Raw genomic sequence first — 22,880 nt, forward strand, 5'->3', positions numbered from 1 at the left:
GGCTAGCCCAGCCGGCGCCCAAGCGCCCGTTTGAGGCGCGCATGCGCCGAGGCCTTGATCTGGCAGATCCGAGCGGCGCCGACGCCGAGCACCTGGCCGATTTCCTCGAGGTTCAATTCCTCGACATAGTAAAGCTGGATCACCTGCGCCTCGCGCTCGGGCAATTCGCCGATGGCCGCGATCAGTGCCTCGCGCTGGTCGCCATCGGCGAGTTGGTCGAAGGCATTGGGCTCGTCGGACATGAACCATGGCGATTCGTCCGAATACATGTCGTCGATCGAATCGAAGCGCACTGCCTCGGCAGTGGCATATTCGGCGCGAAGCTTTTCGGGAGTGACGCCGAGCTTCTCGGCGACCTGCAGGTCGCTCGGGGCGTGGCCCAGTTCGGTGGCGAGCATGGCGACGGTCTCCTGATAGGCTTTCCGGCGCCGCATCGCGCCGCGCGTCAGCGTCGCCTGGCGGCGCAGCTCGTCGATCATCGCGCCGCGTACGCGCGTCATCAGATATTGTTCGAAGGTGACCTGGCCGCGGTCCTCGAAGCCGGTCACGGCCTCGATCAGCGCGACCATGCCGATCTGGATGAGATCCTCGATCTCGACGATCGAGCTCATCGATCCATGGATGTGCCACGCGATGCGGCGCACCAGCGGCAGATGCTTGCGCACCATCGCCTCGGCATCGCGTTGCGGTGACGGCGCGCGGTCATAGGTCAGCGGAGCGGGTGCCAAAGAAGCCATGTCTTTGAGGTTCCTCGGGGAATGGGCGTTCATGCGGGCAGCGCCTCGGGCGCACCGATCACCGCGACGACTTCGACGGCCTTGTCCTCGGGCACTTCGAAGAAGCTCATCACCGGCGTGTCGGGAAGGATCGACTTGACCAGCTTGCGGATCGCGACGCGGATCGCGGGCTGGACGACGAGCGCGAACGGCTTGGCCTCGGCGATCAGCGGACCGGCAGCGTGCTGGAGCGCGTCGGCGATGCGACGGCCGAGATCGGGCTCGATCGTATGACGGCGCGACGGATCGGAACGGACCGCCTGCCCGAGCAGCGCCTCTAGCTGACCCTCCAGCGTCATCACCCGCAGCGGCTCGCGCACTCCGCACAGCCGCTGGATGATCAGCGGGCCGAGATCGGGCCGGATCAGCTCGAGGATTTCCTCGGCGTCGAGCGTCTTCTGCGCGGCGACGGCAATCGCGGCGGCGATCCGGCGGAATTCCTTGAGCGGAATATTCTCGAGCAGCAGGCCGCGCAGCACCGTGGTGAGCGTGGTGAGCGGCACCGGCTGCGGGCAGAGCGAGGCGACCAGCGAGGCGGCGCGCTCCTTCAATCCGTCGAGCAGCGCCTGGACTTCGTCGGGGCCGAGCAGGTCGGCGGCGTTCTGGATCAGCACATGGTTGAGGTGCGTCGCGACGACGGTGCCGGGATCGACGACGAGATAGCCCGCGCCGGTCGCGGCATCGGCGTCGCCGCTGGCGATCCACACCGCGTCGAGCCCGAAGGTGGGGTCGCGCACCGGCTTGCCGTGGAGCTTGCCGACTGCCTGGCCGGTATCGAGCGCGAGCATCTCGTCGGGCGCGACGGTGTCTTCGCCGACGACGACGCCGCCGATGACGATGCGATAGGTGAACGGCGCGAGGTTGATGTCGTCGCGGACGCGGACCTGCGGCACGACGAAGCCGAGATCCTTGGAGAGCTGGCGGCGCACCCCGGTGATCCGCCCCATCAGCGGACCGCCGCGGCGCTCGTCGACCAGCGGGACCAGCCCATAGCCGATGTCGAGCATCACCTGCATGTTGTCGGTGACTTCGTCCCAGCCGATCTTCGAGAGGTCGGCGGGTTCGGGCATCGGTTCGGGCGGCGGGGGACGATTGGCGTGCGCACGCATCTTCCACGCGGCGAAACCGGCGGCGGCGGCGGCGGGGAGGATGACGAAATGCGGCATTCCCGGCACCACGCCGAGCAGCGCGAGGATGACCGCAACCGGCGTCCAGGTCTTGTGGCTGCCGAACTGGCTGCCGATCTGACCAGCAAGGTCGTGCTTCGAATTGACTCGCGTGACGATCGCGGCGGCGGCGATCGACAGCAAAAGCGCCGGCACCTGCGCGACCAGCGCATCGCCGATCGCAAGCAGGATATAGGCCTGGGCCGCGTCGCCGACCGCCATCTGGTGGCTGACGACGCCGAGGATCAGGCCACCGACAATGTTGATCGCGAGGATCAGCAGCCCGGCGATCGCGTCGCCCTTCACGAACTTGGACGAACCGTCCATCGCGCCGTAGAAATCGGCTTCGGTCGAGACCTCGGCGCGGCGCGCACGGGCGTCGTCGGGCGTAATCAGGCCAGCGTTCAAATCGGCGTCGATCGCCATCTGCTTGCCCGGCAATGCGTCGAGCGTGAAGCGTGCGCTGACTTCGGAGACGCGGCCCGCACCCTTGGTCACCACGATCATGTTGATGATGATCAGGATCGAGAAGACCAGCAGGCCGACGACATAGTCGCCGCCGATCAGGAAATTGCCGAACGCCTCGATGACATGGCCGGCCGCCGCGCCGCCCTCATGCCCGTTGACCAGCACGACGCGCGTCGAGGCGACATTGAGGCCGAGGCGGAACAGCGTGGCGAACAGCAGCACGCTGGGGAAGGCGGAGAAGTCGAGCGGCTTCTGCGCATTCAGCGCCACCATCAGTACTGCGAGGCTGATCATGATGTTCATGATGAAGAAGACGTCGAGCAGGAAGGCCGGGATCGGCACCACCATCAGCGCGACGAGGAGCAGGATCGCGCCGGGAAGCGAGAAGCTCCGCATCGCCGGTGCGAAGCCGGCAGGCAGGGTCATTCCATTCACGTGGATCAGGCCCCCAGCTTCGCGAGCATCAGATAAGCGAGCTTCGCCGTCTGCGGTGTCGGCCGGAACGGATTGAGCGCTTCACGGCCAAGCGCATCGGCGCCGGTGCGTGCGCTGTTCAGCTGCGCCAGCGTGGTCTCGACCCAGTGGCGATCGCCATCGACCGCGCCGGTGCCGAGCACGACTTCGGAATCGCCCATGCCAGCGCCGAACGCGTCGATCCCGCCGGAGAGATCGTCGAACGCATCCGAGGCCAGCCCGGTGGCGCCGACTGCGGCCGCACCCTTGTCGAGCTTGCCGGCGAAGCGGGTGTAGATTTCAGCGAGGGTGCGCGGCTGGCCATTGCTCGCATAAAAGATGCCGCGATTGGCGCGCGCGGCGGCGGGAAACATCGCCGCGCCGGTTCGGCCCGGATTGCTCTCCATCGCGCCGAGGAACTTGGCGGCGCCGCCCTGTCCGAGGAAATGGGCCATGTAGAGATCGGTCCCGGTCGCCGGGCGATCGAGCCGCTGTTCAAGCGCGGCCTTGTTGTCCGAGGCATGTTCGGCCGCCATCAGCGCCGCGGTGCCGGGATCGCTGCGCATGTCGAGGATCGCGCGCCGGGTGGCGGGATCGCTGACGACATAGCGGCCGCTGGCGGTCTGGCGGATCGAATCGGCCGCCCAGCCAAGGCCATGCTCGCCGCCATGACCCTTCATCACGCCGAGCCAGCTCTGTTCGATGAACTGATAGAGGCCGGTGGCGCTGGACGTGGTGGCGCGCGCATTGGCGCGCATGCCGCTTTCGACCTGCGCCTGCCCAAGCAGATAGTTGAAGTCGATTCCGGTCTTGCGGCTGGCGGCGGCGATTGCCGTCTGGATGCCTGCCTTTGAAGTGACCGATACGATACTCATCGATCTGTGATCCGATTGCCCTAGGTAAGGGCTGGATCAGCAAGGACCGTGCCAGTCGCCCTCAGGCGAGGGCATAGCCTCCGGGCCGATAGGCCGGGGCGGTTTCGCCGGAAAGAAGTTGCAGGCGGCGGCGAACATTTGCCGCCATCAGGTTCACATAGATCCGGCAGGTCTCGTTGAGGCGATGCGCCTCGGCCGCCAGCTCCCTGATCTCGGGCGAGGGTGCTTCGCCATCGTAGAGCGCGACGGTGTCGATCCCCGAGAGCTTCGCGCGCGTCGCGGATTCGAGCGCGGCAACGTCATTCGCCTTCAGCGCCGCGATCTCGGCGTGCAGCGATTCGATGACGTCGATCAGCGCATCACGCCGGGTCATTGGGGCTCCATTCGAGCTTGAGCGCGAGAAGGCGGTCGGCGATCGTCGAGGGGTAGATGGGGAATTTGCCGTCCTCGATCGCCTTGCGGATCTTGGCGACCCGCTCTGCATCGACCGGCGGCTTGGCGGCCATCGTGCCCGACAGCTGGACGGCAGTCGATTCGACCGTCTTCACTTCGTTCTGGACGGGTTTCGCCATTTCCGCCGGCGCGGCGGGAGCGACCGGCGCAATGCGACGGTCAGCGACCGCGCCTGCCTTGTTGCCGATGGGATCCACCATTGCTGCTTCCTCGGAGCTAATCCTGCAGCGATAAAAACGGCCGGGTTCGGAAACGCTTTAGAAAAAAATCACTCCACCCAGCCGGGCAGCCGTGCGCGGCCCGATTCGAGCGCCACTGCCTGGATCGGCGGCTTCCTGTCGTCGACCTTGACCATCAGCCGCGCGCCGGCGGCGGCATCGCCCATCGCGACGCCATCGCGGGTGATCGAAAAGCCCGGCGAGCCGGCCTCGACGGTGATCGGATCGCCGCGGCGAATCACCGGCACAGCCTTGACCGGCGCGGCCGGCGCCTGGGCAACCACGACCGGGGCGGCCCTGGGCTGCGGCACGGCATCCACCGCGACGAAGATGCGCCAGGCCGGCGCCATGCAACGAACCACCACTGCGTCCCTGGCCTCGCTGCGCCATTCGAGCTGCGGCGCGGCACAGGTCTGGAGCTTGAGCCTCTTGTCGACCGGGGTGCGCGCGCCGCCCTGCGCGCCGAGCGGCTTGCCGGTGAACTGGGCGACGATGGTGTCGAGCACCTGAGTCGATTGGAAATCCTGCGCGGCCGCCGGCGTGGCGGCGAGAAGGGCCAGGGACAGCAGCATCGAAGTCTCCTTGAAAGTCAGGCGGCGGCAAGGCCGTGTTGCCGGGCGGCAGATCATTGCCGGCCTCCGTCATAGCCGAGCGACAGGACCGCGCGGCGCTGGCCGCGGGCAGTAGTGATGGCGATGCGCTCCGGCGCGATCGCGCCGGAGCGGACGAGGATGGCGGCGACCGCGCGGGCGCGATCGGCGGCAAGGATCGGCCCGCTGCCGGTGAGCGAGTCGACGTCGCCGGCGCTGCCATCGACTTCGCCGATGATGCGCAGGCGAGTGCGCGGATCGGTAGCCGCCGTGCGCGCCCAGGCGAGCGCAGCCTGTGTGTCGGGAAGCTGCGCCGAGCCGGGCGCGAATCCGCTGACCGCGGCGAGATCGACCGGCATTGCCGGGGCATTCTCCTTGACTCCGAAGCCGGCGCGGAAGCTGGCAGCCAGCGTCGCCGGATCGACCTGGTTGGCCTGGAGCAACACGAAGAAACCGACCAGCAGCAGCGCGAGGTCGGCGAGCGTGGTCAGCCAGATCGGCCGCGCGGGAAGATCGTCGTCGAGCGTCATGCCGCGAGCTCGCGCGCGCCGAGCCGCGGCTGGAGGATCGCCAGCTCGGCAAGCGGCGCCACGAGTCGGGCGCGCTCCTGCGCCTCGTGCCGGGCGTGCCGCTTGAGCCGCGACGCCACCGGAGTGGCGACCAGGCAGGCGACGATCGCGCCATACAAGGTAGTGAGCAACGCCACCGCCATCGCCGCGCCGATCGTCTTGGGATCGCGCATCGCCGTGAACATCTGGACGAGTCCGATCAGCGTGCCGATCATCCCCATTGCCGGCGCGATATCTGCCATGCCGGTCCACATCTCCGCAGCGGCGCGGTGGCGCTCGAAGCGCGCGACGCGGCGCTGATCGATCAGCGTAGCAACCTGTTCGGGCGATGCCCCGTCGACGATTGCCGCGACGGCAGCGGCCAGATCGGGGTCGGCGATCACCGAGCGATCGAGCGCGATCACGCCGTGGCGCCGGGCGATGCGGCCGAACGCAGCGACCTGATCGAGCAAAGGCGCGACATCGAAGCGGCGCCGACCGATCGTCCGCAGCGCGGCGAGCCCGCGGCCGAGATCGCCGAGCGGCGTGCGCAGCACGACGGCGAGCACCGTCCCGCCCAGCACGATGGCGAGCGCGATCGGATCGAGAAAGGGGGCGAAGTTCATGCGCCCATGGTTGCAAGGGCCGGGCCAAGTCGCGGCGCGCCTCGCGACGTCGGAAAGTCTGCGCGGATTTCCGTCACCCCGGACTTGTTCCGAGGTCCACCGCGCCGCCGGCATTATGACACGAGCCTCCATCTTCTCACCCAGATGCCAGGTGGACCCCGGCACAAGGCCGGGGGTGACGGGGGTGGTGGCAGTGCGGCAGGTGGTTGCCGCCAGACCGGCAAGATGTTGCCGCCCGTTCCGCGCGTAGAACGAAATCGACGTGTTGGCGCCTTCCTGAGCAAATTGGCACGGCCATTGCAGCGACACGCCCGAACTTTTGTGCGGGAGACGTGCAATGCCCAACGACAGCCTTTTCGGCGTACACGGCGCAGCGCTTACCGTGCGCTCGCAGCGCATGGGTGTGCTCGCGTCCAATATCGCGAATGCCTCGACGCCTGGCTACAAGGCCAAGGACATCGACTTCCAGGCCGCGCTGGCTTCGATCGAGACGCCCGGCATTTCGGGCGATGCCGGGATGGATGCCGCGACGCTCTATCGCGTGCCGCTCCAGCCCAGCCAGGACGGCAACACCGTCGAGCTTGCCACCGAACAGACTGCCTTCGCCGAGAATGCCGTCGCCTATCAGACGACGCTGTCGTTCCTGAACGGCCGCATCTCGACGATCTCGCGCGCGCTCAGGGGAGAATAACCATGGGTAACCAGCCCCTTTCGATCTTCCAGGTCTCCGGTCGCGCGATGAGCGCGCAGCTGCTGCGGATGAACACCACTGCGTCGAACCTTGCCAATGCCGGCACCGTCGCATCGAGCCCCGAGGCGGCATACCGCACGATCAAGCCGGTGTTCCGCAGCGCGTTCGACGAAGTCTCCGGCCTGTCGACCGTCGATGTCGAGCAGATCGTCACTGCCGGTTCGGAGCCGACCAAGCGCTACGACCCGGGCAACCCGCTCGCCGACAAGGATGGCAACATCTGGGAGAGCGCCGTCGATGAGACCCGCGAGCTCGTCGACATGCTCGAATCGTCGCGCACCTATCAGAACAATGTCGAGGTCATGCAGACTGCCAAGCAGCTGATCGTCGATACCCTCAAGCTGGGCCGCTGATCATGGATTTCGATAGCACGCTGCAGACCCTGGGCATCAGCCGCTTCGGCGCGTCGAGCTCGGCGTCGAACGGCACCAAGGACACTTCGGGCCTCGGCAAGACCGAGATGGACCAGAGCGACTTCCTGACGCTGATGACGGCGCAGTTGAAGAACCAGGATCCGTTCGAGCCGGTCGACAACACCCAGATGGTTGCGCAGATGGCGCAGTTCTCCTCGCTCTCGGGCATCACCGAGATGAGCACGACGCTGAAGGCCATCGCGTCGAAGCTGGGCGGCAGCTCGCTGAGCGATGCGCTGGGCTATGTCGGCAAGACCGTGCTCACCGAAGGCTCCACTGCCTATCCGCGCGAAAGCGGCGGGATCGCCGGCGCCGTCGCGCTCGCCAAGGACTCCACCGACGTCAACGTCACGATCAGCGACGCCGACGGCAAGCCATTGAAGACGATCGCGCTCGGCAAGCAGGCCGCAGGCGCCGTCGCCTTCGACTGGGACGGCAAGACCGAGAGCGGCGAAGATGCCGGCAAGGGTCCTTTCACCGTCAAGGTCGCCGCGCTCAACGCGGGTGCCAAGGTCGATGCGGCACCGCTCGTCTGGGCACCGGTCTCCACCGTTTCGCTGGGCGCCGATGGCAAGCCCGTCCTCACCCTCCCTGGCATCGGCCAGGTGTCCCTCGACGCCGTCTGGCAAGTCGGCTGAACTCCAGGAGTAACGCACATGTCCTTCTTCACTTCCTTGAGCGGGCTCCAGGCTGCCCAGACCGAAATGTCGACGATCTCGCACAACCTCGCGAACGTCTCGACCAACGGCTTCAAGCGCTCGACCACGCAGTTCGCCGACGTGATCGCATCGACGTCCAATTCGAACCCGACCCAGATGGTCGGCTCGGGCGTGGTGGTGAAGTCGGTCCGCCAGCAGTTCAGCCAGGGCGGCTTCACCCAGTCGAGCTCGGCGCTCGACGTCGCGATCTCGGGCGAGGGCTTCTTCATCGTCAAGGGCAGCGACGCGAGCAACAATGTGTCGTTCACCCGCAACGGCAGCTTCCTGGTCAATTCGGACCGCTATGTCGTCGATGCGCAGGGCAACAAGCTGCAGGTCTATCCGGTCGATGGTTCGGGCGCGGTGGTCGCGACCGGCCTCGCCTCCACCGTCAGCCTGCGGCTGCCGCAGATCAGCGGCAAGCCCGAGGCGACCGAGGAAGTGAGCCTGTCGCTCAACCTCAACGCCAATTCGGTGATCCCGTCGGAGAATGATCGCTGGAACGACGTGCCCTACGCATTCGACCGGTTCGACCCGGCGACCTATAATCATTCGGCGCAGAGCACGATCTACGACGCCAACGGCAACGCGCTGACGCTGACCACCTATTTCGTCCGCGAGACGACGCCGACCACGACCGAACCGACCAGCAACTGGACCGCCTATTCGTTCGTCGGCGACAAGCAGCTCAATTCGGGCACCGATCCCGACGTGATCCAGCCGATCTCGATGACCTTCGATGCGACCGGCAAGCTGACCGCGCCGGCCGGCCCGACCAGCTTCCTCGGCTTCCTCGCGCCCGGCGCGACCACCGAGCAGATGGTCAGCCTCGATTTCGGCGACGCGACGACGCAGGTCTATTCGCCGTTCAGCATCGATGCGAGTACGCAGGACGGCTCGCCGGTCGGCCAGCTCGAAGGCGTGACGATCGCCGATGACGGCACGGTGCGCGCCAGCTTCTCCAACGGCGACAGCCAGGCGCTGGGCAAGGTGGTGCTCGCCAGCTTCTCCAACTCCACCGGCCTGCGCCAGCTCGGCAGCAGCACCTGGTCGGCCTCGGGCCTGTCGGGCGAACCGCGGCTCGGCGAGCCCGGCGCGAACGGCTTTGGCGGGCTGATGTCGGGCGCAGTCGAGCGCTCGAACGTCGACATCACCGAGGAACTCGTCGGGCTGATCGCGGCGCAGCGCAACTTCCAGGCGAACGCCAAGGCGCTCGATACCGCGAGCCAGATCTCGCAGACCATCTTCAACATCCGCAGCTGATCCAGGGCTGAGGGGGACACCGCATGGATCGTCTGGTCTACACTGCATTGTCGGGGCTGCGCAGCCAGATGTCGGCGCAGTCGACGATCGCGAACAACATCGCGAACGCATCGACGATCGGCTTCCGGGCCGAGCGCGTCAGCTTCGACCGGCTCGTGCTGCAGGGCTCGGGGCTCGAGACGCGGCAGCTCGCGGCGGAAGAGGTCGAGGATTTCGACCGCCGCGCCGGCACGATCGTGCAGACCGCACGGCCGCTCGACGTGGCGGTGACGTCGGACAGCTGGATTGCGGTGCAGGCCACGGACGGCAGCGAAGCTTATACGAGGCGCGGCGACTTGTCGGTCGCGCCCTCGGGCGTGCTGGAAACCGGCGACGGTTTCCCGGTGATGGGGTCGGGGGGCCCCATCACCGTGCCGCCCCACCAGTCGATCGCCATCGCCGATGACGGCACCGTGTCGATCGTGCCGCCGGGCGGCGACCCGACCCAGCCGCAGGTGCTCGACAAGATCAAGCTGGCCAGCCCCGAAGGCAGCCAGACCGCCAAGGGCCTCGACAACCTGCTCCATGTGAAGGGCGGCGGCGCGCTGCCCGAGGACATGGACGGCAAGCTCCAGTCGGGCGCGCTCGAGCAATCGAACGTCAACATGACGCAGGCGCTGGTCGACATGATCGAGAACCAGCGCAGCTACGAAGTGCAGGCCAGCCTGCTCAAGGAAGCCAAGACCATGGACGAGGGCGCCGCATCGCTGATGCGCCTGCCCGCGTAACGAAAGGATTTAGACGATGGGTTCCTCGGCAATGCACATCGCGCGCACCGGGCTCGACGCTCAGGACATGCGCATGCGCGTGATCTCGAACAACCTCGCCAACGTCAACACGACGGCGTTCAAGCGCGATCGCGCCTCGTTCCAGACGCTCGCCTATCAGACGGTGACGGCGCCCGGCGCAGCGAGCACCGCGGAGACCAAATACGCCACGGGCCTCAATCTGGGCACCGGCGTGCGCATCCAGGGCACGGCGCGGGTGGAGACGCAGGGCTCGTTCCAGAACACCGGCGGATCGCTCGATCTCGCGCTGGAGGGCGAAGGCTATTTCCAGGTGCAGCTGCCCGGCGGCCAGCTCGGCTATACCCGCGCGGGCAATTTCTCGCGCTCGGCCGAAGGCATGATGGTGACGAGCGACGGCTATCAGGTGATGCCCGGGATCACGATCCCCGAGGGCACCACCGGGATCACGATCGGCGCCGACGGCACCGTATCGGCGCAGATCTCGGGCCAGACCGAGAGCGCGCAGCTCGGCCAGATCCAGGTCGCGACCTTCCCCAATCCGGGCGGGCTGCAGGCCGCGGGCGACAATTTCCTGACCGAGACCACCGCGAGCGGCGCGGCGAGCCTGGGTGCGCCCAACGAGGCGGGCCGCGCCAAGATCCGCCAGGGCGCGCTCGAGGCTTCGAACGTCAACGTCGTCGAGGAGCTGGTCGACATGATCGAGACCCAGCGCGCGTACGAGGTCAATTCGAAGATGATCTCGGCGACCGACGAGATGCTCAAATATGTCAACCAGAACATCTGAGGCCGCAGCCATGAAGTTCCTCACCGGCCTTGCCACCGGCGCGCTCGTCGTTGCCGCCGTCGCGTTCACCGCGGCGCCCGCCAAGGCGCAGTTCCTCGGGCTGGGCAAGAAGAAGGCGAAGGAGGATTTCTCCGCCACGCTTCCAGCGCCCGTCCCCTTAGCGGCGCCGGCGAACGGCAGCATCTTCCAGGCCGGGGACGGCTATGCCGCCCTCTATGAAGGCATGCGCGCGCGCCGTGTCGGCGATCCGCTGACCATCGTGCTGGTCGAGCGGACCAGCGCATCCAAGTCCGCGGGCACCAAGCTCGACAGCGGCGGCGGCTTCTCGCTGACGCCGCCGACCACCGGCGCGCTCAACCTGTTCGACAAGAGCGATGCGAGCATGAGCGGGAATCGCAACTTCACCGGCGCCGGCAGCGCCGACCAGGCCAATGCCCTGTCCGGCGAAGTCAGCGTGACGGTGGCCGCGGTCTATCCCAACGGCACGATGCTGGTGCAGGGCCAGAAGCGCGTGACGCTCAATCGCGGCGACGAGTTCCTCCAGATCAAGGGCATCGTCCGCACCGCGGACATCGACGCGAACAACCGCATCGCCAGCACGCGCGTCGCCGATGCCCGCATTGCCTATACCGGCAAGGGCGACATCGCCCGTGCCAGCCGCCAAGGCTGGCTGAGCCGGTTCTTCCAGATCCTCAGCCCCTTCTGATCGGAGCCCGATTCATGATCCGATTCCTCCTCACGCTTGCCGCCGCCACGCTGGCCTTCGCGCCCGCACAGGCGCAGCGCGTCAAGGATCTGGGCGGCTTCCAGGGAATCCGCACCAACCAGCTCACCGGCTATGGCATGGTCGTCGGCCTGCCCGGCACCGGCGACGACAATCTGGAATATACCGTCCAGTCGATGAAGGGCGTCGCTTCGCGCTTCGGCCTGCAGCTGCCGCCGGGCGTGAGCCCCGCGCTCAAGAATGCCGCGGTGGTGATGATCACCGCCGAGCTGCCCGCCTTCGCCAAGCCGGGCCAGAAGCTCGACATTACCGTATCGTCGATGGGCAAGTCCAAGTCGCTGCGCGGCGGCACGCTGATTCTGACGCCGCTCCAGGGCGCCGACGGCCAGATCTATGCGATGGCGCAGGGTAACCTCGCAGTCGGCGGGCTGGGCGCGGAAGGCGCCGACGGTTCGAAGATCGTCGTCAACATCCCCTCCAGCGGCCGCATCCCCGAGGGCGCCACGGTCGAGCGGACGGTCGATACCGGCTTCGATCGCGCGCCGTTCCTGACCTTCAACCTTGCCCGCGCCGACTTCACGACGGCGCAGCGCGTCCAGGACGCGATCAACGGCCGCTTCGGCGTCGGCCGCGCCCGCGCCGTCGACGGCGTGTCGATCGCCGTGCAGGCCCCCGCCGGCGCCGATGTCCGCGCCGAACTGATGTCGGAAATCGAGAACCTCACCGTCGAGGCCGCAGAGGCGCGCGCGCGCGTGATCGTCAATGCACGCACCGGAACCGTGGTCATCAACTCGGCCGTCCGGGTCAGCCCGGCCGCGGTAACACATGGTAAACTTACCGTTCGTATCGATGAGGCCCAAAATGTGAGCCAGCCTCTGCCGTTTAGTAAGGGCGAGACCGTCACGGAGCAGCACAGCACCGTCGATGTCGAGGAGGAGAAGAAGCCGATGTTCCTGATCCAGCCCGGGCCCAAGCTGGCCGATGTGGTCAAGGCGGTGAACGCGATCGGCGCGTCGCCGGCGGATCTCGTCGCGATCCTCGAGGCGCTCAAGGAAGCCGGCGCGCTCAAGGCCGAGCTGGTGATCTTGTGAGCAGCGTCGCCAGCCCGATCGCCCCCGGCGGCGGCGTGTCGACCGACACGTCCCGGCTGGCGTCGAAGGACAATCTGGATGCCGCGGGCAAGCGCTTCGAGGCGATCTTCACCGGCATGATGCTCAAGTCGATGCGCGCGGCCAAGCTGGGCGACGGGCTGTTCGACAGCAAGGCGACCGAGCAGTTCCGCGACATGCAGGACCAGCAGCTCGCCCAGGCGATGGCAGCGCATGCCCCGATGGGCATCGGCAAGGCGATGACCGAGTTCCTCGCCAAATCCGCCGCGCTCGAGCCCGCCGCGCAGCCCGAAGCGAGCAGCACGCCATGAGCGACATGCTCTCGATCGGTCTGTCGAGCCTCAAGGCCTATCAGACCGCGCTCACCACGGTGTCCGAGAACATCGCGAATGCCGGCAATGCCGGCTATTCGCGCAGGGCCACCGACATTCGCGAAGTCGTCGCGCCCGCCGGCATCACCACTGGCACGACGCAGGGCATGGGCGTGGTCGCGCGCGGGCTGACGCGCGCCGCCGACGTCTACAAGACCGCCGAAGTGCGCAACGCCTCCGCCGATCTCGCCAAGACCGAGACCGGCGCGACCTGGCTCCAGCGCATCGAGGAATCGCTGACTGGCAACAAGGTCGGCAGCCAGCTGACCACCTTCTTCAATTCGGCCAAGGCCGTCGCCGCCGACCCCGCATCGCTGGCGCCGCGCGCGGCGATGATAGAGGCCGCGTCGAGCATCGGCGCGTCCTTCGCCGCCACCGGCGCCTCGCTGGACGGCGCGCTTGCCGATCTCGACAAGAGCGCCGAGGCCGGCGCCACCCAGCTCAACGCGCTCGCCAAGTCGCTGGGCCGCGTCAATGCCGGGCTCGGGCGGCAGCAGAACGGCACCAGCGGCCAGGCCGCCCTGCTCGACGAGCGCGACCGGCTGCTCGAACAGATGAGTGCGATTTCGGACGTCTCGGTGATGACCGACACTGCCGGGCGCGCCGTCGTACGCGTCGGCGGCGTCGCCGGTCCGGTGCTCGTCCAGGGCGAGACCGCCGGGGCGATCACCTACAAGCGCAGCGAAGAAGGCGTGGTTGCCTACACGCTCCATTTTCAGGGCGAAGGCAGTTCGGTGTTCCCGACCGGCGGCGCGCTGGCCGGGTTCGCCGAGGGTGCCGAGCGCATCGCCGCGGCGCGCAGCGAAGTCGGCAAGCTCGCCACCGAATTCGCCGAGGGCGTCAACGCCGTCCAGGCCGCGGGCGAGGACCTCGACGGCAATCCCGGTGCGCCGATGTTCGAGATCGGCGATCCTGCCTACAAGCTCAAGCTGGTGCTCGACGATCCGCGCGGCATCGCCGCCGCGGCGACGGGTGCGGGCATCCGCGACAACAGCAATCTTGCCGGACTGGAATCGCTGCGTACCGATGGCCGGTTCGAAGACACCATCGCCAGCGTAACCTCCGCCAATGCTGCCGCGCTTTCGGCGCGCAAATCGGTAGCCGGCGCGCAGACCGCGATGCGCGATTCGGCGGTTTCCGAGCGCGCCGCCGCCGTGGGCGTCAATGTCGACGAGGAAGCCGTCGATCTCATTCGTTTCCAGCAGGCCTATCAGGCATCGAGCCGCGTGATCCAGATCGCGCGCGAGACGCTGAATTCCATCCTCGAGATCCGCTGAGGCAGACCATGCGCGTCGCAACTTCACAGCTTTATAATCGCCCCACGTCGATGATGACGCGGCTGACTGCCGACGCCGATCGGATCCAGACCCAGATCGCGACGGGCAAGAAGCTGCTCGCGCCTTCCGACGATGCCGGCGCCTATCTGCGGCTGCAGGGCATCAGTCGGCAGAATGCGAACGACGGCGCCTATGCAGCCAATATCGGCATGGCGCAGGGCCTGCTGGCCCAGACCGACACCACGCTGGAGAGCGTCGAGGCGCAGATCACCCGCGCGCTGGAGCTCGCGACGCAGGCGGCGAACGGCACGATGTCCGACACCAATCGCGCGGCGATCGGCAAGGAGCTCGAATCGATCCGCGATACGCTGTTCGCCCTGGCCAATACCAAGGACGTGCGCGGCCAGCCGCTGTTCGGCGGCGCGAGCGGCGACGTGGCCTATATCCGCAATACCGACGGATCGATCACCTTTGCCGGCACGGGCGAGCCATCGGCAATCCCGATCGGCGACGGCGTCGATATCCAGGGCACCGTGACCGGCACGCGCGCCTTCGCCAGCGGCGGCAGCGACGTGTTCGCCGTGCTCGCCGATTTCGCCGCCGCGCTGGAAGCCGGTGGCGACGTCAAGGCGGCGGCCAACACCGCGCTGTCGGGGATCAAGGGATCGCTGGAAAGCGTGACGCTGGCACGGGCATCGGCGGGCGCGCGCTCGGCGCGGCTCGAGCTCGACACCGACCGGCTGACCGCCGCGGGCGAAGCGCGCGAGGACGTGCGCTCGGCGCTGGAGGATACCGACGTCACCACGGCGGTGACCGAGCTGCAGAAGACGCTGACGATCCTGCAGGCGACCCAGGCGAGCTTCTCCAAGCTCTCGGGCCTGTCGCTGTTCGATTATCTCTGACGTCGCGCCCGCAAGGGCACGATTTTCCGCTCAAACTTACGGCGAAACGGTCGTTTACCAAAACGAATGGCCGGATAGCGGCACAGGGGGAAGTTTAGTCGCATGTTTCCGCTGATCGGCTTTGTCGTCCTGATCGCCATGGTGTTCGGCGGATTCGCCATCACCGGCGGCGCGCTGGGACCTGTGCTCCATGCCCTTCCCCACGAGATGCTGATCATCGGCGGTGCCGCCGTCGGCGCGCTGATCATCGGCAATTCGATGAAGGAGATAAAGGCGCTGGGCGGCGGCTTCATGCGCGTCATCAAGGGTCCGAAGTACAAGAAGCAGGATTATCTCGACACGATCTTCCTGGTTTCCAAGCTGATGAAGATGCTGCGCACCGAAGGGCCGATCGCGCTGGAGCCGCATGTCGAGGATCCCAAGTCGAGCGCGATCTTCGCCGAATATCCCCGCCTTCTCGCCGATCACACGCTGATAAACCTGATCACCGATACGCTGCGCCTCGTCGTCGTCTCGTCGGGCACACTCGACGTGCACGCAGTCGAGGAAGTGATGGATAATGCGATCAAGACCCATCATCACGAAGTCCAGGGCCCGCAGACCACGCTCCAGGGGCTTGCCGACGCATTGCCCGCATTGGGCATCGTCGCCGCGGTGCTCGGCGTGGTGAAGACGATGGGCTCGATCGACAAGCCGCCGAGCATCCTGGGCGGGATGATCGGCTCGGCGCTGGTCGGCACGTTCCTGGGCGTGCTGCTCGCCTACGGCATCGTCGGTCCGCTCGCGACCCGGCTCCAGCAGGTGATCGATGCCGATGCGGCGATCTATCACACGGTCAAGCAGATCATCATCGCGTCGCTCCACGGCCACCCGCAGCCGCTGGTGATCGAGGCCGCACGCTCGGGCATCGCGCACAGCAACCAGCCGGGCTTCGGCGAAGTGTTCGACGGCCTGCGCGGACGCTGACGTCATGGCTGCACGTGCGCCCCATGGATCGAACCAGCCGCCCAAGATCATCGTCAAGAAGATCTATATCGAAGGGCATGGCGGCCATCACGGCGGCGCCTGGAAAGTCGCCTATGCCGATTTCGTGACGGCAATGATGGCGTTCTTCCTGCTGATGTGGCTGCTCGGCGCGACCACCGAGAAGCAGCGCAAGGCGCTCGCCGATTATTTCGCGCCGACTTTGGTGGAGTTCAAGCAGAACAGCGCCGGCTCGAACGGGCTGTTCGGCGGCGATGCGATCAATGCGCAGGACAATTATCCCAACCGCGCCGGCCAGACCGGGACGCGATCGATGACCGTTCCCGTCGGCGGCACCGGCGGCAAGGATGTCGGCACGGGCGAGAAGGGCACGCTCAAGGACCAGCGCGCGCTGGAGGCGCAGGACCAGAAGAACTTCAACCAGACCGCCAAGGCGATCCAGGCGAAGATGCGCTCGCGCCCGCAGCTGGCCAAGCTCGCCAAGCATATCCGCTTCGTCGCGACGCGCGACGGGATGCGCATCGATCTGCTCGACGACGCCAACTATTCGATGTTTGATCTGGGCACCACGGCGCTGGTGACCGATGCCAGCGCGCTGATCGGCACGGTGGCCGAATCGATCGTGGGGATGGAAAACCCGATCATGATCCGCGGCCATACCGACAGCCTGGGCTATGGCGACCCGCGCAACATGAACAACTGGATGCTCTCCAGCGGCCGCGCCGAAGCGACCCGCCGGCGGCTGTCCGGCGGCGGCGTGCCGGAGATGCGCTTCGAACGGATCGAAGGCGTCGCCGACCGCGAACCGCTGATCGTCGAAAACCCCACCGACCCGCGCAACCGCCGCGTCTCGATCACCCTCCTGTTCCGCCGGATCATGGATCAGGACAAGGGCAGCGGCCGGCCTGGCCGCGGGATGAAGCAGCCGGTGCTCGCCGCCCGCTGAGGCGTCAGAAGAACTGCTTGCGGAACGTCAGCCGGACGATCCGGCCGAACGGATCGACCAGGTTCGGCACATAGGCGGCCGGGACCTCGCCATTGCCGTCGGTAACCCGCTGCCTGGCGTTGAACAGATTGTCGACGCGAAGCTGGACCCGCGATCCGCGCAGCCACGGATGCCTGAGCACGGCATCGAAGTCCTGGCCCGGATTATATTCGGCCAGCAGGCCGATCGTGGCGAGGCTGCCGAAGTCGAGTTCGGTCTGGCTGCCCAGCGCGCCGGTCATCCGCTGCGATCCGCTTTGCCACCGCCCATTGACCTGTAGCAGCCAGGCATCGCGCTTGACTGCGACGAGCCCGTCGACCTGGTGCGCCGCAACGCTCTGCGCGCTCGATCCGTCGAGCCGGTCGATCACGGGCAGGCCGGAGCGGATCAGGATCTCGTCCTTGAGTATCCAGGTGTGGTTGAGCGTGAAGCGGATCTGGTTGCCGCGATTGCCGCCCGGGCCGCCGCCAAAGCCGCGTCCCCCGCCCTGTCCGCCGCGGAAGCCGCCACCGGCACCGGGGCCGGCGCCCTGGCCCTCGCCGCGTTCGCGACCTTGCTCCGCGCCCGGCTGGCCCTGCGCTTGCGGCTGGGCTTGGCCCTGACCTTGAGCCTGGCCCTGTCCCGGACGGCGCTGGTTGCTGCCGAACAGGCTCTGCTGCTGGCCCAGGCGGCGCATCTGTTCCTGCTGGGCCGTGAATTCGGGCGGCAGTGGCTGGCCGGTGCGACGCGATTCGACGACTGCCGCGCGATAGGCGGTCATCCGGGCCTGCATCTCCCTGGCCTGCGGCGATCCGATCGGGATCGAGAAGTCCAATCCCCAGCGCAACTGGGTCCGGTCCTGCCGATCGACGTTGATCGGGCGGTAATCGATGCTGAGCAGCCGCCCGTCTGGATCACGCACGAAGCGATCGGGGAAGGCCGCCTCGATCTCCGCGCTGGCCCCTGGGAAGCCCAGGATCGCATTGCGCGCACGCGAATCGCTGTAGCTCGCGTTGATCCCGAAATTGGTCTCGGTGAACGGCCGAATGCTCACCCGCGCATTGAAGACATGGCGGTTGTCGGCCGAAAGCCCGGGGTTGCCGCCGGTGATCGCGGTGATGTCGACGCTCTCGTTGCGCACGAAATCGAAGATGCGCCGGTTCGGCGTCACCAGCACCGGATCGCCGAGCTGCCCCGCATCCGGCGCGTTGCGATCGTCGCTGAAGCTGATGTTGGCACGGACCTGCGGGATCGGGGACCAGTTGAGGCCATAGGTGGTGCTGGTGAGCCGGCCGAAATCAGAAAGCTGCTCGACTTCGACATTGCCGGTGATCGACAGGTCGCCGATCGCATCGAGCACGCCGGTCCGCCGGCTGGTCAGCGGCAGCGTTAGGTTGCCGCGGATGCTGCCCGTGTCGCGTGCGATGTCGCCCGCGCGATATTGGCCGGCGATCCACGATTCGCTGTGCTGGTCCTGCGTGCGGCCGAGCACGCGCAGGCTGGCCCGCACATCGCCGGCGGGAAGCTTGAACAGTGAGCCGAAGGTCGAGAAATCGACCGTGGCGCGGTTGCTGTTCGACTTGGCGATCTGATCGGGCCGCAGGGCGATAAGCGAGGCATCGATCGGCCCGAACGGATTGAAGCTCGGATCGTCCGCATCGAGCAGCGCCTGCGCGCCGAGCGCGTCGATGCCGGTGGCGGTCACCGACTTGGACTCGTTATACTGATACTCGCCCTGGAGCGACCAGCCCCAGCTCGCCAGCCAGGGCGAAGTGGTGCCGTTCACCGTCACATTGGCGTTGATCGCCCGGCTGTCGTTCGAACGCGCGAGCGCCGGCAGATTGTCGTAATAGCGGAACAGCTGCACGTCGTTCGCGAAGGGCGAAAATGGGTTTCCGGCGGGCAACAGCAGCGTCGCGCTCGGCAGGCCGAGCAGCGTATCGGTGTGGTTGGACGTGAAGCCGACGGTCGCGACCGCGCTGACTTCCTGCGAGATTGCCGGGCGGTAGGTGCCGGTGATCGCGAAATTCTTTTGCGGCGTGCCGCTCAGCGGCGCGGTGTTGTCGCCGAACTGGCGCGCGCCACCACCGCCGGTCAGCGTGCGATAGGGCGTGAGATCGCTGACGTTGCGGACGCCCGCCGTGCCGGCGAACCCGCCAAGCGTCGGTGCGGCACCGTCAGCGCCGAGCGGCACGCCCGCTTCGGTGACTATGCCCCCGGCCAGCGCGCTCAGCGCCGGATCGATCTCGCCGCCGTTGAGTCCGGTGATGTTGCCGAGCGTGTCGAACAGAGTCGTCGGCGCCCGCGTGACGCCGCGCTCGCTTTCGAGCAGCCCTGAATTCTGGCCGTATTTGACGTCGAGCTCGATGCGTTCGTTGCGGCCGATCTTCTGGAGATTCGCGTTGAAGCCCTGTCCGGAATTGCCGCCCGCGACGGGCATCGCGCCTTCGAATACGGTGGTGAGCGCCTGGAAGCGTTGCCGCAGCACGAAATTGACGACCTTCTGGTTGGCGCCATAGCCGAACTGGAGCGCCGCCTCCTCGGGCAGGATATCCATCCGCTCGATCGCTTCGGTCGGGATATTGCGGATCTCGGCGAAGCTCGACCGCCGGCCGCTGAGCAGGATCACCGGCTGCTCGCTCCCCCGGCCCGAGCCGCTGCCGAGCTGCGCCGACAGCGCGTTCATCAGCTCGGTGACGTTCGACGCGCCATAGGAGCGGATGTCCGCCGGGCTGAGCTGGACTTCGGGCTTGACGTCGCCGGGGACTGCGCCGCGCAGCTGACCGGTGACGACGATCTCCTCGCCAACCGGTTCCTCGGCTTCGGCAGGCGGGGGCGTCTGCTGCGCGGGCGCGGTGCTGTCGGTCAGCGCGGGTGCCGGCTGCGCCGCGGGCGTCGCCTGATCCTGCGCCTGTGCCGCCATCGGCAGCGCGCCGACCATCAGCGCACCGATTGCGCAACCCCACTTCACCATCGCAGTCTTACTCCCGTACGCATGCAGGCGGCCCCGACGGACCAGCGTTCACCGGCTCGCTACAGGCGACTTGTCGCAGAATTGTGCCAATGCTCGGGAAAAGTGTGGCGCCGCCGAAGCGGCGCCCTGGGTTTCTGGTGCGGTCGAGAAGACTCGAACTTCCACGGCCTTTCGGCCACAACGACCTCAACGTTGCGCGTCTACCAGTTCCGCCACGACCGCACGTGAAACTCGCCGGGAGGTCCCCGGCGACTGGTGAGCCGCGGCCCCTAGCAAAGGCTTTCGAACCACGCAACCCATCCGGCGCGCTTTCTCTCCTCCGCAGAAAACTGTTTGTGGTTCGGCTTTGGCGAGGCCGCCCGGATTCCGTTTCAGCTTTGCCGAAACCCCAAGTAAACGCGACGCCCCGTCATGCTGCTCTCCCCTTCCCTCTCCGCCGAGATGCGCCGAATCCTCGCGCTTGCGTGGCCGGTGGTGCTGACCAGCCTCAACTGGACGATACTGCACGTCACCGATGTCGCGGTGGTCGGGCTGGTGAGCACCAGCGAGGCGGCGGCGCTCGGCGCGAGCCGATCGCTCACCTTCCCCGGTATCGTCGTCGGGCTGGGCTGGCTGACCGGGATCCTCGTCTTTGTCTCGCGCGCCGACGGCGCCGGCGACCTGCGCGAGACCGGGCGCGTATTCCACCAGGGCATGCTGCTCGCGCTGATGCTGGGGCTGCTAAGCGGGCTGGCGCTGTTCCTGTGGCCCGAGCCGATGCTGCTCGGCCTGGGCGTGGCGGCGGACACGGCGCCCGCCGCCGCCGACGTCGTGCAGGTGATGGCGCTCGCCTACCCCTTCCAGCTGGTCATCGTCGCGGCGAGCTTCTTCCTCGAAGGCGTGAGCCGGCCGCGCCGGGTGACGGTGGTCAACCTGTCGATCCTGCCGCTCAACGCAGTGCTAGCCTGGGTGCTCGCCACCGGCCAGCTCGGCTTTCCGGTATTGGGAGCCGTTGGCGCCGCTGCCGCGACTGCGCTTGCCTCGGCGATCGGCGCCATCGGCATGGTCGTCGCCGCGTGGACACTGCCCCGCGCCGGCCAGCGCGGCGTACACGACCTGACCGAATTGGGCAGCCGCGATTCCTGGGCCGGGGCATTGCGGCTCGCCAGGTTCGGGCTGGTGCCGGCAATCGCATCGGGGCTCGAGCTGATCGGCTTCGCGATCCTGATCGCGCTATCGACGCAGCTCGGCACGATGACTGCGCATGCCTTCCAGATCGTCTTCTCGATCCACAACGTCACCTTTGCGGTGGCGCTGGGGCTGGGCTCGGCGGCGGGCGTGCGCGTCGGCAACGCCGTGGGCGAAGGCGTGCCCCAGGATGCCGGACGGCGCACTGCGATCGCGGCGATGCTGGCGGCGCTGGCGACGGGCGCGCTGTCGCTGCTGCTGATCGTCCTCGCGCTGCCGGTGGTGGCGCTGTTCCCCGCAACCGGCGACGTCCACGCGCTTGCCGCGTCGATGCTGGTGCTATGGGCGCCGTTCATCCTGTTCGACGGAGTGCAGGTGGTGTTCGTCTATGCGCTGCGCTCGCTCGGCGACCAGGTGATGGCCGGAGTCAACGGCATCATCGCTTTCTTCGTCATCACCGGCGGGCTGGGCGTGGTGCTGACGCAGGGCGGCTATGGGCCGAGCGGCCTCGTCCTTGCTTCCGGGCTGGGCATGGTGGCGGCCGCGCTGCTGCACGGCCTCCGGCTCGGCTGGGTCAGCGACCGATTTCGCTCGCGAAGCTGAGTTCGACGACCTTGGCGTTAGGCGGCACGTCCAGCTTGGCGCCGGTGAAGTCGAGCGCCGCCCTGGCCCCCAGCGCCCGGTTCTCCGGGGTGATCCGCCAGCTATAGACCAGCTGGTCGGCACCGTCGCGCAGCTCGACGCGGATGTCGGGCACCCGCTGCTGCTCGCTCGTGGGGTTCACCACCTTGCCCGAAACGACGAACGCTTCGCTGCCGTTGGGCATCGTGCGCAGCTCGACGCTCTTGTCGGTGAAGCGCAGCGGGGTCTCGGCTTCGCCGCCGAGGCCGAGGCCGAATTGCGCGGCGAAACCTGGCGCCCCCGAATAGAGGATCGCGCCGGCGCCGAGCAGCATCGACACCCCGGCGATCACCGCAGCGGCAGTCCAGCGCTTCGCCGGATTGCGGCGCGGCCGCGCCTGACGCGACGGCGGCGGCGCGAAGGGATCATATTCCGGGCCGGCTTCGGCGATCGGGTCTTCATAGACCCGCGGCTGCGGCGGCTCCACCGGCGCGGGGCGAGCGGCGAGCGGCGCGGGCGCTTCCGCCACGGCGGCACGCGCGCCGGCAGGGCCGACCCTGGCGGTGAAGCCCTGAGGCTGGAGCTGGGCCTGTGGTCGCGGGCGCTCGGCAACCGCGACGGGAGCCGAAGCGGCGACAGGCGCCGCACGGCTCTCCACCGGCGCGGCCCGCGCCGTGCGATCGAGGATGGCGGGCGCCTGATACCAGCTGTGCTTGCAGCTCGCGCAGCGCACCGTGCGGCCTTCGGCTCCGATCGCGCTATCGGGAACGAGATACCGTGTCCGGCACTGGCTGCATTCGAGGATCATCTAAGCGTCTCACCGGCCCGGCTGCCCACTGGCCAGGTGGCGTGATTCTAGACGCAACGAATCGGGGCTACAAGAGTCTCGCTGCAGCACGAGTCGCCACCATCGCTTG

Annotated in this window: 24 protein-coding genes and 1 tRNA gene; 14 read left to right on the top strand and 11 right to left on the bottom strand. The window is 67.5% G+C overall.

Going from position 1 to position 22,880, the window contains the following annotated elements:
• Window positions 1-2 precede the first annotated feature (2 nt).
• The 8 genes from BXU08_RS13595 to BXU08_RS13630 form a co-directional block, all read right to left on the bottom strand.
• Entirely contained in the window at window positions 3-737 is a 735-nt protein-coding gene (locus tag BXU08_RS13595) for a sigma-70 family RNA polymerase sigma factor (RefSeq protein WP_150125536.1), read from the bottom strand.
• 29 nt (window positions 738-766) lie between these two features.
• Window positions 767-2,836 carry a flagellar biosynthesis protein FlhA gene (flhA, locus tag BXU08_RS13600; protein WP_077510540.1) on the bottom strand — a complete coding sequence of 690 codons (2,070 nt, stop codon included), beginning with the start codon at window positions 2,834-2,836 and terminating at the stop codon, window positions 767-769.
• 14 nt (window positions 2,837-2,850) lie between these two features.
• Window positions 2,851-3,738, bottom strand: coding sequence for a flagellar biosynthesis protein FlgJ (locus BXU08_RS13605; RefSeq protein ID WP_077510541.1), 888 nt, complete (start codon window positions 3,736-3,738; stop codon window positions 2,851-2,853).
• A 61-nt stretch (window positions 3,739-3,799) separates the two neighbouring features.
• Window positions 3,800-4,111, bottom strand: a complete 312-nt coding sequence (locus BXU08_RS13610; protein ID WP_077510542.1) for a flagellar protein FlgN — start codon at window positions 4,109-4,111, stop codon at window positions 3,800-3,802.
• Window positions 4,098-4,391, bottom strand: coding sequence for a flagellar biosynthesis anti-sigma factor FlgM (flgM, locus tag BXU08_RS13615; RefSeq protein ID WP_077510543.1), 294 nt, complete (start codon window positions 4,389-4,391; stop codon window positions 4,098-4,100). Before flgM ends, BXU08_RS13610 begins: the two co-directional genes overlap by 14 nt.
• 68 nt (window positions 4,392-4,459) lie before the next feature.
• Window positions 4,460-4,981 carry a flagella basal body P-ring formation protein FlgA gene (locus tag BXU08_RS13620; protein ID WP_077510544.1) on the bottom strand — a complete coding sequence of 174 codons (522 nt, stop codon included), beginning with the start codon at window positions 4,979-4,981 and terminating at the stop codon, window positions 4,460-4,462.
• Window positions 4,982-5,034: 53 nt separating this feature from the next.
• The gene (locus BXU08_RS13625) at window positions 5,035-5,529 is read right to left on the bottom strand and encodes a flagellar motor protein MotB (protein ID WP_171982524.1); all 495 of its coding nucleotides are present in this window, start codon (window positions 5,527-5,529) and stop codon (window positions 5,035-5,037) included.
• A complete protein-coding gene (locus tag BXU08_RS13630) occupies window positions 5,526-6,173 on the bottom strand; it encodes a motility protein A (protein WP_077510545.1) in 648 nt (215 codons plus the stop codon). The genes BXU08_RS13625 and BXU08_RS13630 overlap by 4 nt, the downstream gene beginning before the upstream one ends.
• 337 nt (window positions 6,174-6,510) lie before the next feature.
• Between BXU08_RS13630 and flgB the strand changes: the two genes are divergently transcribed.
• From flgB to BXU08_RS13695, 13 genes are all read left to right on the top strand, one after another.
• Window positions 6,511-6,864: a flagellar basal body rod protein FlgB gene (gene flgB, locus BXU08_RS13635; protein ID WP_077510546.1), complete on the top strand. Its 354-nt coding sequence runs from the start codon at window positions 6,511-6,513 to the stop codon at window positions 6,862-6,864.
• 2 nt (window positions 6,865-6,866) lie between these two features.
• A complete protein-coding gene (gene flgC, locus BXU08_RS13640; protein WP_077510547.1) occupies window positions 6,867-7,277 on the top strand; it encodes a flagellar basal body rod protein FlgC in 411 nt (136 codons plus the stop codon).
• Between the two features lie 2 nt (window positions 7,278-7,279).
• Entirely contained in the window at window positions 7,280-7,975 is a 696-nt protein-coding gene (locus BXU08_RS13645; protein WP_077510548.1) for a flagellar hook assembly protein FlgD, read from the top strand.
• An 18-nt stretch (window positions 7,976-7,993) separates the two neighbouring features.
• Entirely contained in the window at window positions 7,994-9,298 is a 1,305-nt protein-coding gene (locus BXU08_RS13650) for a flagellar hook protein FlgE (RefSeq protein WP_077510549.1), read from the top strand.
• Between the two features lie 23 nt (window positions 9,299-9,321).
• The gene (locus BXU08_RS13655; RefSeq protein ID WP_077510550.1) at window positions 9,322-10,065 is read left to right on the top strand and encodes a flagellar basal body rod protein FlgF; all 744 of its coding nucleotides are present in this window, start codon (window positions 9,322-9,324) and stop codon (window positions 10,063-10,065) included.
• Window positions 10,066-10,081: 16 nt separating this feature from the next.
• Window positions 10,082-10,870, top strand: coding sequence for a flagellar basal-body rod protein FlgG (gene flgG / locus BXU08_RS13660; protein WP_077510551.1), 789 nt, complete (start codon window positions 10,082-10,084; stop codon window positions 10,868-10,870).
• 10 nt (window positions 10,871-10,880) lie between these two features.
• A complete protein-coding gene (locus BXU08_RS13665; RefSeq protein WP_253190378.1) occupies window positions 10,881-11,576 on the top strand; it encodes a flagellar basal body L-ring protein FlgH in 696 nt (231 codons plus the stop codon).
• Between the two features lie 14 nt (window positions 11,577-11,590).
• Complete coding sequence (locus BXU08_RS13670; protein WP_077510553.1) at window positions 11,591-12,685, top strand: flagellar basal body P-ring protein FlgI; 1,095 nt, start codon at window positions 11,591-11,593, stop codon at window positions 12,683-12,685.
• Window positions 12,682-13,014, top strand: coding sequence for a rod-binding protein (locus tag BXU08_RS13675; protein WP_077510554.1), 333 nt, complete (start codon window positions 12,682-12,684; stop codon window positions 13,012-13,014). The genes BXU08_RS13670 and BXU08_RS13675 overlap by 4 nt, the downstream gene beginning before the upstream one ends.
• On the top strand, window positions 13,011-14,351 hold the full coding sequence (gene flgK / locus BXU08_RS13680) for a flagellar hook-associated protein FlgK (protein WP_077510555.1): 1,341 nt from the start codon (window positions 13,011-13,013) through the stop codon (window positions 14,349-14,351). Before BXU08_RS13675 ends, flgK begins: the two co-directional genes overlap by 4 nt.
• 8 nt (window positions 14,352-14,359) lie before the next feature.
• Window positions 14,360-15,253 (top strand): flagellar hook-associated protein FlgL, encoded by an 894-nt coding sequence (gene flgL / locus BXU08_RS13685; RefSeq protein ID WP_077510556.1) that lies wholly within the window; start codon window positions 14,360-14,362, stop codon window positions 15,251-15,253.
• A 102-nt stretch (window positions 15,254-15,355) separates the two neighbouring features.
• Window positions 15,356-16,219 carry a flagellar motor stator protein MotA gene (gene motA, locus BXU08_RS13690; RefSeq protein ID WP_077510557.1) on the top strand — a complete coding sequence of 288 codons (864 nt, stop codon included), beginning with the start codon at window positions 15,356-15,358 and terminating at the stop codon, window positions 16,217-16,219.
• Window positions 16,220-16,223: 4 nt separating this feature from the next.
• Window positions 16,224-17,183, top strand: coding sequence for a flagellar motor protein MotB (locus BXU08_RS13695; protein WP_077510558.1), 960 nt, complete (start codon window positions 16,224-16,226; stop codon window positions 17,181-17,183).
• Window positions 17,184-17,187: 4 nt separating this feature from the next.
• Here the strand turns inward: BXU08_RS13695 and BXU08_RS13700 are convergent, their stop codons facing one another.
• Both BXU08_RS13700 and BXU08_RS13705 read right to left on the bottom strand, forming a co-directional pair.
• Window positions 17,188-20,175, bottom strand: coding sequence for a hypothetical protein (locus BXU08_RS13700; protein ID WP_077510559.1), 2,988 nt, complete (start codon window positions 20,173-20,175; stop codon window positions 17,188-17,190).
• Between the two features lie 135 nt (window positions 20,176-20,310).
• A tRNA-Leu gene (locus BXU08_RS13705) sits at window positions 20,311-20,397 on the bottom strand.
• A 189-nt stretch (window positions 20,398-20,586) separates the two neighbouring features.
• Here BXU08_RS13705 and BXU08_RS13710 point away from each other — a divergent pair.
• On the top strand, window positions 20,587-21,945 hold the full coding sequence (locus BXU08_RS13710; protein ID WP_077510560.1) for an MATE family efflux transporter: 1,359 nt from the start codon (window positions 20,587-20,589) through the stop codon (window positions 21,943-21,945).
• Here BXU08_RS13710 and BXU08_RS13715 read toward each other — a convergent pair.
• A complete protein-coding gene (locus BXU08_RS13715) occupies window positions 21,917-22,771 on the bottom strand; it encodes a DUF3426 domain-containing protein (RefSeq protein WP_077510561.1) in 855 nt (284 codons plus the stop codon). The genes BXU08_RS13710 and BXU08_RS13715 overlap by 29 nt on opposite strands.
• Between the last annotated feature and the right edge of the window lie 109 nt (window positions 22,772-22,880).

The organism is Sphingomonas sp. LM7 (assembly GCF_002002925.1).
Taxonomy (GTDB): domain Bacteria; phylum Pseudomonadota; class Alphaproteobacteria; order Sphingomonadales; family Sphingomonadaceae; genus Sphingomonas.